The organism is Vitreoscilla stercoraria DSM 513, assembly GCF_000382305.1.
Lineage (GTDB): Bacteria > Pseudomonadota > Gammaproteobacteria > Burkholderiales > Neisseriaceae > Vitreoscilla > Vitreoscilla stercoraria.
Window position 1 is genome coordinate 74,207 of sequence record NZ_KB908027.1, and the last position, 13,291, is coordinate 87,497.

At 45.9% G+C, this 13,291-nt stretch carries 13 protein-coding genes; 12 read left to right on the forward strand and 1 reads right to left on the reverse strand.

The window, feature by feature from the left end; all coding sequences use genetic code 11:
* Positions 1-25: 25 nt before the first annotated feature.
* On the reverse strand, positions 26-1,066 hold the full coding sequence (locus tag H150_RS0108820; RefSeq protein ID WP_019958693.1) for a rod shape-determining protein: 1,041 nt from the start codon (positions 1,064-1,066) through the stop codon (positions 26-28).
* Between the two features lie 239 nt (positions 1,067-1,305).
* Between H150_RS0108820 and gatC the strand changes: the two genes are divergently transcribed.
* The 12 genes from gatC (at position 1,306) to H150_RS15115 (ending at position 13,268) form a co-directional block, all read left to right on the forward strand.
* The gene (gene gatC / locus H150_RS0108825; protein ID WP_019958694.1) at positions 1,306-1,593 is read left to right on the forward strand and encodes an Asp-tRNA(Asn)/Glu-tRNA(Gln) amidotransferase subunit GatC; all 288 of its coding nucleotides are present in this window, start codon (positions 1,306-1,308) and stop codon (positions 1,591-1,593) included.
* Between the two features lie 21 nt (positions 1,594-1,614).
* A complete protein-coding gene (gene gatA, locus H150_RS0108830; RefSeq protein WP_019958695.1) occupies positions 1,615-3,063 on the forward strand; it encodes an Asp-tRNA(Asn)/Glu-tRNA(Gln) amidotransferase subunit GatA in 1,449 nt (482 codons plus the stop codon).
* A gap of 103 nt (positions 3,064-3,166) precedes the next feature.
* Positions 3,167-5,068 (forward strand): 3'-5' exonuclease, encoded by a 1,902-nt coding sequence (locus H150_RS0108835; protein WP_019958696.1) that lies wholly within the window; start codon positions 3,167-3,169, stop codon positions 5,066-5,068.
* A gap of 63 nt (positions 5,069-5,131) precedes the next feature.
* On the forward strand, positions 5,132-6,559 hold the full coding sequence (gatB, locus tag H150_RS0108840) for an Asp-tRNA(Asn)/Glu-tRNA(Gln) amidotransferase subunit GatB (protein ID WP_019958697.1): 1,428 nt from the start codon (positions 5,132-5,134) through the stop codon (positions 6,557-6,559).
* A 12-nt stretch (positions 6,560-6,571) separates the two neighbouring features.
* Complete coding sequence (locus H150_RS0108845; protein ID WP_019958698.1) at positions 6,572-7,072, forward strand: LPS-assembly lipoprotein LptE; 501 nt, start codon at positions 6,572-6,574, stop codon at positions 7,070-7,072.
* A 26-nt stretch (positions 7,073-7,098) separates the two neighbouring features.
* Positions 7,099-8,097, forward strand: a complete 999-nt coding sequence (gene holA / locus H150_RS0108850) for a DNA polymerase III subunit delta (protein WP_026353609.1) — start codon at positions 7,099-7,101, stop codon at positions 8,095-8,097.
* 65 nt (positions 8,098-8,162) lie between these two features.
* Positions 8,163-8,546, forward strand: a complete 384-nt coding sequence (locus tag H150_RS0108855; protein ID WP_019958700.1) for an MAPEG family protein — start codon at positions 8,163-8,165, stop codon at positions 8,544-8,546.
* Positions 8,547-8,636: 90 nt separating this feature from the next.
* Positions 8,637-9,665 carry a type I glyceraldehyde-3-phosphate dehydrogenase gene (gene gap / locus H150_RS0108860; RefSeq protein WP_019958701.1) on the forward strand — a complete coding sequence of 343 codons (1,029 nt, stop codon included), beginning with the start codon at positions 8,637-8,639 and terminating at the stop codon, positions 9,663-9,665.
* A gap of 244 nt (positions 9,666-9,909) precedes the next feature.
* Positions 9,910-10,077: a Sec-independent protein translocase family protein gene (locus tag H150_RS15110; protein ID WP_019958702.1), complete on the forward strand. Its 168-nt coding sequence runs from the start codon at positions 9,910-9,912 to the stop codon at positions 10,075-10,077.
* 57 nt (positions 10,078-10,134) lie between these two features.
* On the forward strand, positions 10,135-10,629 hold the full coding sequence (locus tag H150_RS14130; protein ID WP_169708873.1) for a DUF2721 domain-containing protein: 495 nt from the start codon (positions 10,135-10,137) through the stop codon (positions 10,627-10,629).
* A gap of 406 nt (positions 10,630-11,035) precedes the next feature.
* Positions 11,036-12,922 (forward strand): dihydroxy-acid dehydratase, encoded by a 1,887-nt coding sequence (gene ilvD / locus H150_RS0108875; RefSeq protein WP_019958704.1) that lies wholly within the window; start codon positions 11,036-11,038, stop codon positions 12,920-12,922.
* Positions 12,923-13,118: 196 nt separating this feature from the next.
* Positions 13,119-13,268, forward strand: a complete 150-nt coding sequence (locus H150_RS15115) for a hypothetical protein (protein WP_019958705.1) — start codon at positions 13,119-13,121, stop codon at positions 13,266-13,268.
* Positions 13,269-13,291: the final 23 nt, after the last annotated feature.

Here is a 13,291-nt window from a genome sequence, read left to right on the forward strand (position 1 = left end):
ATGACGATATATTAATGACGATATATTAAGGATTGACCACAAAAATGGAATTTAATTTACCAATTTTATCTAAAGCCAAGCCAGAGCCGCGTGCCACACAAGTCAAGGGATCGTCTGCAATGTTAACAGGCAAGCCAGTTTCTTCTGCCAATAAACGGTCGATGTCGCGCAATAAAGCACCGCCACCAGTCAAAACAGGACCACGTTCTGCAATGTCACCACCTAATTCTGGTGGGGTTTGTTCCAAAGCATTTTTCACCGCTTGTACGATTTGGTTCAAAGGTTCAGACAAAGCTTCCAAAACTTCATTAGATGTGATGGTGAATGAACGCGGAATGCCTTCAGCCAAGTTACGACCTTTGACTTCGATTTCACGCACTTCAGCACCAGGAAAAGCCGTACCGATTTCTTTTTTGATTTGTTCAGCAGTGGCTTCACCAATCAACATACCGTAGTTACGACGCACATAGTTGATGATGGCTTCATCAAATGCATCGCCGCCCACACGAATAGAGTGTGAATAAACCAAGCCACTCAAAGACACAACACCTACTTCAGTGGTGCCGCCACCAATATCCACCACCATAGAACCTGTTGGTTCTTCAATCGGTAAGCCTGCACCAATAGCCGCAGCCATAGGCTCTTCAATCAAATTCACGCTAGAAGCACCTGCAGCTAAGGCTGAGTCGCGAATGGCTTTGCGTTCTACTTGGGTTGAACCACAAGGTACACAAATGACGATGCGAGGCGGTGCAGACAGTTTGCCGTTATTCACTTTGCGAATAAAAGCTTTCAACATGCGTTCGGTCACATTGAAGTCAGCAATCACACCGTCTTTCATTGGACGAATGGCTTGAATCGAGCCTGGTGTACGACCCAACATTTTTTTCGCATCTGTGCCTACGGCCAATGTTTCGTCTTTGTTGGAATTTGGATTGATGTGCATGGCGACAACCGACGGCTCGTTTAAGACGATGTCTTTGCCTTTGATGTAGATCAGAGTGTTAGCAGTGCCAAGGTCAATGGCTAAATCGTTTGAAAAAAAGCGGGTTAAAAAGCGCAACATCGGAGTTTCCTGAAAGGGTTAATTGGTCCGTGATTAATATTTAATAAGCAAGTGATTTGCTGCAATGCAGTATAGCAGGCTAAGGCTTACCCATTGGTGAAAATCGGTTATAATTCTCGCCTGTAACGGTAGCCTAAAACCAAAAGCGTGTATCATACCTGAGTTTATGCCGCTTGCTAAGCATCAGGCTGCCAGTTTAACGTATTATTTAAATACTATTGAAGGTGAAGGATATTCTCATGGCGTTAACCACCAGTGATGTGCAAAAAATTGCACGCTTGTCCCGCTTGCATTTAAGCGATGAAGAGTTGAATGCTGTGGAAATTCAATTGAACAATGTCTTTACCATGCTTGAGAAAATGCAAGCCATTCCTACTGAGGGTGTTGAGCCTATGCGCCATCCACATGAAGTGGCTTTGCGCTTGCGTGACGATGTGGTAAGCGAAAGCAACCAGCGTGAACGCTACCAAGAGCATGCACCACTTGTTCAAGACGGCCTGTATTTGGTCCCTAAAGTCATTGATTAAACCGCGCAAAGAGACAGCGACATGAAACCATTAAGCGTGAAGCAATGCAGCGATTTGTTGCAAAGCAAACAAATTTCAGCCACTGAGTTGGCACAAGATTACTTAAATCAAATTCAAGAACACAATCCAGCAATCAATGCTTACATTCATTTGGATGCAGACAGAACTTTAGCGCAAGCGCAAAAAGCAGATGAGCGTTTGCAAAGTGGCACCGACAGTTTGCTCACAGGTGTGCCTATTGCGGTCAAGGCCAATTTCTGTGAAGAAGGTTGGACGACGTCTTGTGGTTCGAAGATGTTAGAGAACTTTATCGCCCCTTATACCGCACACGTAGTACAAAACGTGCGCAACCATGGCATGGTCAGCTTGGGTAAAGTGAACATGGATGAGTTTGCCATGGGTTCTACCAGTGAGTCATCTTTCTTTGGCATCACACGCAACCCGTGGAATTTAAATCACGTTCCGGGCGGCTCAAGTGGAGGCTCTGCTGCGGCTGTGGCGGCTCGTTTGGCACCTGCGGCTTTGGGTTCAGATACAGGCGGCTCTATTCGTCAACCTGCGGCGCATTGCGGTGTGACAGGTATCAAACCCACTTATGGCATTATCAGCCGTTTTGGTATGGTCGCTTATGCTTCGAGTTTGGATCAAGCCGGTCCGATGGCACAAACGGCAGAAGATTGCGCTTTGCTGTTGAATGCGATGGCAGGCTTTGATGAACGTGACTCGACCAGTTTGGAGCGTGCCAAAGAAGATTATATGCGCGATTTGAACTTGCCATTGACCGGTTTGCGCGTGGGTTTGCCAAAAGAGTATTTAGAAGGCGGCCTGAATGCAGATGTGGCGGCAACCGTGCAAAATACCGTTGATTTGCTCAAATCTTTGGGTGCACAAATGGTAGACATCAGCTTGCGTCAAACCGAATTTGTGATTCCTGCGTATTATGTGATTGCGACAGCCGAAGCGTCGACCAATTTGTCACGTTTTGATGGCGTGCGTTATGGTCATCGCACTGATAGTTTTGAGTCTTTGGATGAGTTTTACAGCAAAAACCGCGCTGAAGGTTTTGGCGAAGAAGTGAAACGTCGCATCATGATGGGTACTTATGTATTGTCACATGGTTATTACGATGCCTATTACGTTAAAGCACAACAATTGCGTCGCTTGGTGTCGAATGACTTTCAGGCCGCTTTTGAGCAATGCGATGTGATTTTGGCGCCAGCTTCACCAACGGCAGCCCCTGCCATTGGCAGTCAAACCAAAGACCCCGTACAAATGTATTTGAGTGATGTGTTTACGACATCGTTGAATTTGGCGGGTTTGCCGGGCATCAGCGTACCAGCAGGCTTCAGTCAAGACGGTTTGCCAATTGGCATGCAATTGTTTGGCAATTATTTTGCGGAAGCCAAATTGTTAAACGTGGCACATCAAATCCAATTGAACAGTGACTACCACACACGCACACCTGCGTAAGGTATTCATCGTGTTTACAGGACGCTGTTTTAAGCGTCCTGTAAACATCTATTGGACAAGTAGTATTCCTTAAACCTGTTTTCATGCTTAGGACGTCGCGCTTATGGCCATCATTATCCCCAATTTGAATCAACTCAAAGGTCGCGGTACGGCAGGTGAGCGGCGTGTGGCAGAGGTTTTGCGACGCAAATTAGGCGATGAATGTTTGGTGTGGTATGACGTGGCAGTGGGCAAAAAACGCCGCTATCCTGATTTCATCGTGTTGCATCCGCAAAAAGGCTTGTTGTTTTTGGAGGTGAAAGATTGGGAGCTGAAAACTTTCAAATCCATCAATCCCAATGACATTCAACGCTTAACCAGCAATGGTTTGCGCACCGATCCCAATCCTTTGGCACAAGTGCGTGGTTGTGCTTTTGCCTTGGTCAATCAATTGAAAGCCGACCCTGTTTTACAGCAAACGGCCGCCCATCGTTTGGGACAATTGAAAATGCCGTATGGTTGTGGGGTGATTTTTTCCAAAGTCTTGCGCAGTCAAATGGAAAATGCCTTGCCCGAAGACAGCCGCAATTTGGTCTTACCCGACCATTTGGTGTTGTACCAAGAAGATTTGCGTGATGATGTGGATGACGAGGCATTTCAAAACAAATTGTGGGACATGTTCCCGTATCAATTTGGGCAGCGTTTGAGTGAGGACGAAATCAACCGTGTGCGTTGGCATTTGTATCCAGAATTGCGCATTGATTTGCAATTGTCACAAACCAATTTGTTTGATGATGAGCCATCGCTAGAGGTTTTACAGGACGCTAGTGCCATGTCTTTGCCTGATAAAATCAAAGTCATGGATTTGCAGCAAGAGCAATTGGCACGCAATTTGGGTGCGGGACATCGGGTGATTCATGGTGTGGCAGGTTCGGGAAAAACCTTGATTTTGGCTTACCATTGTCAATATTTGGCGCAAATGTTGAGCAAACCGATTTTGGTCTTGTGTTACAACGTTGTTTTGGCGGTCAAATTAAAGACGATGTTGCAAAATAAAGGCTTGGGCGACAAAGTCCAAGTCCACCATTTTAATGGTTGGTGTATTGAGCAACTGAAAAAACACCATATTGCTACCATCGAAGGCTCTGAGCCGATTTACAAACGCCAAGTTGCCACTATGTTGGCGGCGGTGGAAGATGGTAGGATTTCACGTGAACAATATGGCGCAGTAATGATAGATGAAGGCCACGATTTTGAGCCTGAGTGGCTGCAAGCTGTGGCCAAAATGGTGGATATAGACGATGGCAATTTGTTATTGTTATACGACGATGCACAATCGATTTACCGTCGTGGTGGTTTGAATTTTACTTTGTCCAGTGTCGGCATCAAAGCACAAGGCCGCACTTCGATTTTGAAAATGAATTACCGCAATACGCGTGAAATTTTGCATTTTGCGTATGAGTTTGCCAGCGAATATTTAACCGGTGCAGACAGCAAAGACGACGACCACATTCCTTTGGTTTTACCTGAGTCCGGTGGCGTGTCTGGTCCGAAACCTGTGTTTTACCGCCTGCCATCGTTCAGTGAGGAAATCACCCAAGCCAAACAGCAAATAGTCTCTTGGCAAGCCGAAGGTGTGGCTTTGCACAAAATGGCGATTTTGGTGGTGACTTTGGAACAAGCCAAACCTTTACAGGACGCTTTCAAACAGGTGAATGTGGCCACACAAATTTTGGTCGATAGCAAAGCCAAAAAAGCGTATTTGCCAGACGACAACAGCGTCGCCATCATGACGTTGCAATCGTCTAAAGGTTTGGAATTCACACATGTGGTCGTGGTGGGTGTGGGCAGCTTGGCACCAGAAGCCAAACGCACTGCGTCGGACGCCAAAGTATTGTATGTAGGCATGACCCGTGCACAGCAAGTATTGGTGGTCACGGGTTCTGTCAGCGAGGCAGAAGAAGCCAAAGGTCGTGGCGTGTTTGTCAAAAAATTGCTCAAACAAGCCACTGATTTGGCTTCATAACCCCCAGATTTTTAAGTAACACCCGTTTACAGGACGCCTGTAATCTGAATAGGAAGTAAGAATATGACTTGGGAAACCGTAATTGGACTGGAAATCCACGTCCAAATGAACACACAATCAAAAATTTTCAGCGGCTCATCCACAGCTTTTGGTGCCGATGCCAACACACATACATCGGTAGTGGATTTGGCGATGCCGGGGGCATTGCCGGTGATGAACCGTGCGGTGATTGAAAAAGGCATCAAATTGGGCTTGGCCTTGAAAGCCACCATCAATCAAACCAATATTTTTGACCGCAAAAACTATTTTTATCCTGATTTACCCAAAGGCTACCAAATCAGCCAAATGGATTATCCGATTGTCGAACATGGCAAATTGGACATCGTCGTTGGCGATACGCTCAAAACCATCAATGTGACCCGTGCGCATATGGAAGAAGATGCGGGCAAATCGGTACACGATGCGGTGCAAGGCTTTACGGGCATTGATTTGAACCGTGCGGGCACGCCTTTATTGGAAGTGGTGTCTGAACCTGAAATGCGCAGCGCAGCCGATGCGGTGGCATATGCCAAAGCGATGCATGATTTGGTCACTTGGTTGGATATTTGTGACGGCAATATGGCCGAAGGTTCGTTCCGTATTGATGCGAACGTGTCGGTGCGTCCTGTAGGTCAGGCTGAATTTGGCACGCGTTGCGAAATCAAAAACTTGAACTCATTCCGCTTTTTGGAAGCGGCCATCAATTACGAAGTTGAGCGTCAAATCGAATTGATTGAAGACGGCGGTAAAGTGATTCAGCAAACGCGTTTGTGGGACCCTGAAAAAGGCGAAACCCGCGCGATGCGTACCAAAGAAGACGCCAACGATTACCGTTACTTCCCAGACCCTGATTTGTTGCCTGTGATCATTTCTGATGAACAATTGGCGCGTGTGAAATCGGAAATGCCAGAATTGCCTGCGGACATGGCCGAGCGTTTTGTGGCGGATTTTGGCATCACCGAATACGATGCGCGTTTGTTAACGACATCCAAAATCACGGCGGATTATTTTGAAACCGCTGCCAAAGCTTCAGGCGAAGGCAAATTGGTTGCCAACTGGATGAACGGCGAATTGGCAGCAACATTGAACCGTGAAGAAAAAACCTTGGCAGACAGCCCGATTGACGCGGTGCGTTTGGCTGGTTTAGTGAAAAAAATTGTCGATGGCACTTTGTCGAGCAAATTGGCGAAAAAAGTGTTTGAAGCTTTGTGGAGCAGCGATTTGTCAGCCGAACAAATCATTGAACGTGATGGTTTGCAACAAATCAATGACACTGGCGCCATTGAAAAAATGATTGACGAAGTGTTGGCAGCCAATCCTAAATCGGTCGAAGAATTCAAAGCGGGTAAAGAAAAAGCCTTGAATGCTTTGGTCGGTCAAGTGATGAAAGCCAGCCGTGGCAAAGCCAATCCTGCGCAAGTGCAAGATTTGATGAAAGCCAAATTGGTTTAATAAGGGACACACATGAAAAAATGGCTGATATTGAGTTGTCTGTTTTTATTGAGCGCTTGTGGCTTTAATTTGCGTGGCGTTGAGTTGACCGACACTTTATTGCCTTACCACCGTTGGGCGGTTGAAGATGCAAAGGGCATGTATAACCCAATCAAATACGAATTGAAACGCCGTCAAGACGTAGAAGTGGTGGATGCAGCTCAATCGCAAGCCATTTTGCGTGTCTTAGAGGAAAGCACCGACAGACGTTCACAGTCTTTGAATTTAGAAGGTTCCACCACTGAGTATTTGATGACTTTGAACGTCACCATTCGCATCGAACAAGGCGGCATGATTGTGTCTGAGCCGATGAGTGTGCAAGTGCGTCGCTTTATGAAATACTCAGACAATGAGATTTTAAGTAAAGACGATGAAGAACAAAAACTGTGGCAAGACATGCGTCGTGAGGCGGCTGCGCAGTTGATTTTGCGCATTGCCATGGTCAATGCAGCTGATTTGCGAGTGCGACAGTAGTGGCTTTGTTGAATGCTCAAGCTTGGATGGCCAGTTTAAAACAGCCATTACCAGCGGCGTATGTGGTGTTTGGTGAAGAAGATTTGTTGCGCATTGAGGCTGTGGACGCCTTGCGTGCTGCTGCCAGAGAACAAGAATATTTTGACCGTCAGGTTTTGACGGTGGATAGCCATTTTGATTGGTCGTTGTTGCGTGAAGCGACGCAATCTATGGGTTTGTTTTCTGAGCGAAAATTGATTGAAATTCACTTGCCAACAGGCAAGCCAGGCAAAGAAGGTGCCGAAGCGTTGTTACAGGCCGCGGCTGCTTTTGCAGAAGATACTGTCACGGTATTGGTTTTGCCCAATATGGACAAAACGCAGCAAAAAAGCAAGTGGTTCCAAGCGTGGTTACAGGCCGCTTGTGTGTTGGAATGCAAAGCGGTTAGCGCTGCGCAATTGCCTCGTTGGATAGAGCAGCGTTTGCAGCAACACCAATTGCACATGGCAGCCGATGCTTTGGATGTGTTGGCGCAGCGTGTGGAAGGCAATTTGCTGGCGGCTAAGCAAGAAATCGACAAATTGGCTTTGTTGCATGGTGCAGGCGCGCGTTTGGGTTTACAGGACGCCCAACAAGCGGTGGCAGATGTGGCACGTTTTGACGTGTTTGATTTGGCGCAGTCTTGGATGCAAGGTAATGTCAGCCGAGTATTGCAATTGCTTGCGAGCTTGCAAAGCGAAGGCGATGAACCTGTGTTGGTGGTTTGGGCGGTGAGCGAGGATTTGCGTGCTTTGTTGCGTTTGAAAGCGGGTTTGTCTTCAGGCGAAAGCGAGCAGATTTTGCGGCGCAACTTGCGTTTGTGGGGTGACAAATATGCATGGGCGCAACAAGCTTTGCGCCGTGTAGGTGTCAGACGCGTCTTGATGGCTTTGCAACAGTGTGCGCTGATAGACCGTCAAATCAAAGGTGCTGCCGATGGCAAGGCATGGCAATCTATGCAAGATTTATTATTGGATTTGTGTCAAAAAACACAGAAACATTCTTGAAACCATCGAGCGTCCTGTAAAGGTTTACGGGACGCTTTTTGATGTTGAAAACAAAGGAAATTAGCATGACTTTAGCGTATTGGTGTGTGTTTATTGCAATGTTTTTACCGTGGTTGTGTGCGTTTTATGCTAAACGGGTCGGCGGTTTTGCAGGTCAAGACAACCACAATCCACGTGATTTTATGTTGCACACGCAAGGCGAAGCCAAGCGTGCCAATGCAGCGCAGCAAAATTCATTTGAAATTTTCCCTGCGTTTGCCGCAGCTGTCATCATTGCACATATGACGGGCGGCGCATCGCAAGCTGCGATAACTTTTTGGTCGGTTTTGTTTGTGTTGAGTCGCTTGCTGTACATTTTCTTGTACATTAAAGACATGGCGACTTTGCGTTCTGGGTCGTGGATGGTGGGTTTGGTGTGTATTTTGGCACTGTTTATTGCAGCCGCTTAAATTCATTTGCAACTTATGACAGCCAAAAGGCGACATTTTTGGTATAATTGCCGCCGTTTTTGTGTCTCCTAAACCAACTAAGGATTTTCCATGACGATTAAAGTAGCCATCAACGGTTATGGCCGCATCGGCCGCCAAGTTTTACGTGCCATTTACGATTACAAATTGACGAATGTGTTTGAAGTCGTTGGCGTGAATGCTTCTGGCGATTTGGCCACCAATGCACATTTGACCAAGTTTGACACCGTACACGGCCGTTTTGGTGCAGAAGTGACTCATCAAGACAATGCTTTGGTCATCAATGGTGATGTGATTCCGTTTTTCTCTACTCGCAATCCAGCTGAATTGCCTTGGGGCGAATTGAATGTGGATTTGGTTTTGGAGTGTACAGGTGCGTTCACCACCAAAGCAAAATGCCAAGCACACATTGATGCAGGTGCAAAAAAAGTTTTGATTTCAGCGCCAGGTGGCGATGATGTGGATGCTACTGTGGTTTATGGTGTGAACCATGACGTATTGACTGCTGACATGACGGTTGTGTCTAACGCGTCTTGCACCACCAACTGTTTGGCACCTGTTGCCAAAGCTTTGAACGATGCATTGGGCATTCAAAAAGGCTTGATGACCACGATTCATGCGTTCACCAATGACCAAGTATTAACCGACGTGCGTCACAAAGACTTGCGTCGTGCGCGTTCTGCTACTGAAAACATGATTCCGACCAAAACAGGCGCTGCCAAAGCCGTGGGTTTGGTATTGCCTGATTTGAATGGCAAATTGGATGGTTTTGCTGTGCGTGTGCCGACCATTAACGTGTCATTGGTAGATTTGACGTTTGAAGCCGGTCGCGATACATCTGTTGATGAAGTCAATGCCATTGTCAAAGCCGCTGCTGAAGGCAGTATGAAACATGTTTTGGGCTTCAATACTTTGCCATTGGTTTCAACCGACTTTAACCATTCTACCGAAGGTTCAACTTTCGATTCGACTTTGACCAAAGTGTCTAACGGCAATATGGTCAAAGTATTGGCTTGGTATGACAATGAATGGGGCTTTAGCTGCCAAATGTTGCGCACCGCTGCGGCTTTGTTTGGTCAAGAAGTGGTTGAATTAAAATAAATTGGTTTGACCTCTTTTAGATTTTTAAGCCATCTTGCTTCACAGCAAGATGGCTTTTTTGTAGGGTTTTGAATTTGTTTGCCAAACATGGCAAGATATGATGCCAATAGGTTTGATATTCACACAGTTTGTGTCTGCTCAATGGACAGAAGCTAGTGGTGTGTGATGGTGGTTTGTGGTATTTTTATTGCAGTGCAGCAATTGGATTTTGGTCAAGATTTTTGTATTTGAGTTGGGATGAAAGATGTTTACTTTGTTTGTGTTGAATTTGATTATTTTGGGTGTGGTTTGTGCGGGTTTGATGCAGATGATTAAGAATACCCGTGCTGAAATCATGGCATTGAAAAAGCAAGTAGAGCGTTTGCAAGCCCGTTTGGATGGTATTACTCACAGCGACACTGAAACTTTGTGACAAACCAATGGGTTTTAATATTTTAAAATAAAGAAAAGTATCTATATGGACTTACAAATGACCACCCCTGCGCTGATTTTTCCAGCCATCTCATTGATTATGTTGGCTTACACCAATCGATTTTTAGGTGTGTCGACGGTCATTCGCAATTTGACGCACGAATACCAACAACATCCTGATGATTCTTTGTTATTGCAAATTGACAATTTGCAGCGGCGCGTCATCATGGTGCGTAACATGCAAATGTTTGGCGTGGCTTGTATCATGCTTAGTATTGCCAGCATCATTGCTTTGTTTTTTGAAAGTCAATTTTGGGGCGTGAGTTTGTTCACGATCAGTTTGTCTTGTTTGGTGGTGTCATTGTTGATTTCGATGTATGAGTTGATTTTGTCTTGTCATGCTTTGGAAATTGCGTTGGGCGACATGGAAAAAGACTTGAAGCAGATTGCCCATCCGATTTTGGCCAGACCACGCCGCCGTACCAAAAGTAAAAAAACAGTGGTTTCTGAAATGGTGCGCAAAGAAGAAGAGTCGAACGATAATATGCGTTAAATGGTTTGAACAGTCATTTTGCAGATAAAAAGCGTCCTGTAAACATTTACAGGACGCTTTTTTTGATGTGAATGAAGGGAATGATTCTGGCATTTTAATATTGTGATTGTTGTGAATCATCGGGTGACGCTTGGTCAATATCAGTGGGCTTTGAATCATAATTATGAGAGGATTGGTAGTTTGATGATTTTTGAATGTGGCATAAATGGGTTTATTTTGGATGAAAGTTTTATATATTGAAAAAACAAAGGATTTATATTTTTAATATTTTAAAATAAATGGTATTTTGTATTTTGTATAAAAAATAAGCATGTTGGTGCGGCTATCAACAAGTCTGCTCCTCGGTGTTACAATGAAATCAATCATCAGCAGTCAGCTGTCTTTAATATAATAAGGATTGTGTAACATGCCTCAATATCGTTCTCGTACCTCTACCCACGGTCGCAATATGGCTGGTGCTCGCGCTTTGTGGCGCGCCACTGGCATGCAAGATGGTGATTTTGGTAAACCAATCATCGCCATTGCCAATTCATTCACCCAATTTGTACCAGGCCATGTGCATTTAAAAGATTTGGGTCAAATGGTGGCGCGCGAAATTGAAGCGGCGGGTGGCATTGCCAAAGAATTCAATACCATTGCGGTGGACGATGGCATTGCGATGGGTCATGGTGGCATGTTGTACAGCTTGCCATCGCGTGATTTGATTGCCGATAGCGTGGAATATATGGTCAATGCCCATTGCGCCGATGCGATGGTGTGCATTTCCAACTGTGACAAAATCACCCCAGGGATGTTGATGGCTGCGATGCGCTTGAACATACCAACGATTTTCGTGTCAGGTGGCCCTATGGAAGCGGGCAAAGTCATTGGCATTGCCAATGCGCAAGGTCAAATCATCGAAGGCGAAATCCGCAAATTGGATTTGGTCGATGCAATGGTAGAAGCTGCCAATGACCAAGTATCTGATGAAGATGTGGCGAAAATTGAGCGTTCGGCTTGTCCAACGTGTGGTTCTTGCTCGGGCATGTTTACCGCCAACTCGATGAATTGTTTGACCGAAGCTTTGGGCTTGTCATTGCCGGGTAATGGTTCGTTGCTCGCCACACATGCATTCCGCAAAGAGTTGTTTTTAGAAGCAGGTCGCCGCATTGTGGATTTGGCCAAGCGTTATTATGAACAAGACGATGCTTCTGTGTTGCCTCGCTCGATTGCGACGAAAAATGCGTTTGAAAACGCGATGGCGTTGGATATTGCCATGGGTGGTTCAACCAACACCATTTTGCATTTGTTGGCAGCTGCGAACGAAGCGGGCGTGGACTTTAAAATGACCGACATCGACCAATTGAGCCGCAAAGTGCCTTGTTTGAGTAAGGTTGCGCCTGCCACACAAAAATACCACATGGAAGACGTTCACCGTGCCGGTGGGGTGTTGGCGATTTTGGCGGAATTGAATCGTGCTGGCTTGCTTCATACCGATGCACACACGGTACATGCAGCGACTTTGGGCGATGCCTTAGCCAAATGGGACATCATGACAACCGCAGCAGACAGCGAAGCGCATGTACGCTTTAGTGCCGCGCCAGGTGGCGTGCGCACGACTGAGGCATTTAGCCAAAGCCGTTCATGGCCAAGCTTGGATACTGACCGTGCAAACGGCTGTATTCGTGATGCAGAACATGCGTATTCTAAAGAAGGTGGTTTAGCGGTATTGTTTGGTAATATTGCTGAGCGCGGTTGTGTGGTGAAAACGGCTGGTGTGGACGAAAGCATTTGGCAATTTACAGGCCGCGCTCGTGTGTTTGAAAGCCAAGATGCGGCAGTAGAAGCCATTTTGGCCGATCACATTGTGGCAGGCGACATTGTTATCATTCGCTACGAAGGCCCTAAAGGCGGCCCTGGTATGCAAGAAATGTTGTATCCAACGTCTTATTTGAAATCCAAAGGTTTGGGCAAAGCATGTGCTTTGTTGACCGATGGTCGTTTCTCAGGCGGTACTTCGGGCTTGTCTATTGGTCACGCTTCACCAGAGGCGGCTGAAGGTGGTGCGATTGGTTTGATTGAAGAAGGTGATACCGTTCAAATTGACATTCCAAACCGCAGTATTAATTTGCAAGTTTCAGATGAGGTATTGGTAGAACGCCGTGCAGCAATGGAAGCCAAAGGCAAAGAGGCTTGGAAACCTGTGAATCGTGACCGTTATGTGTCGGCAGCTTTGCGTGCTTACGCAGCAATGACGACCTCTGCGGATACAGGTGCGGTGCGTGATGTGTCTCAAGTAGAGCGTCAAAGCTAATGAGCCGATGATGTTTTGTGATGCCCTGAACTTGGTCTCAGGGCATTTTTGTTCTTAACAAGTCTTTTCTATTTTCTGGTGACATCTTCTTGCGACAAATCAAAAATTGGCAATGTAAATGCTTATTGATTGGCTTGAGTGACAGATTGGCTTTATTATCTTCTGTAAACAAAGAGTATGAAACTGAGGATTATCCATGGATATGGTTGTAGATTGTGGTATGAATGAAAAAAACTTGCAAGACACACAAATATTGGTCGAGTGGGATGAGCATACGTGGGAATTGGCAGACTTTAATGATGCTTTTGAAGCCAATTTGAACTTGAGTGCACCATTTGAATCTTAATGTTTTTACTATTTCTTGATTGG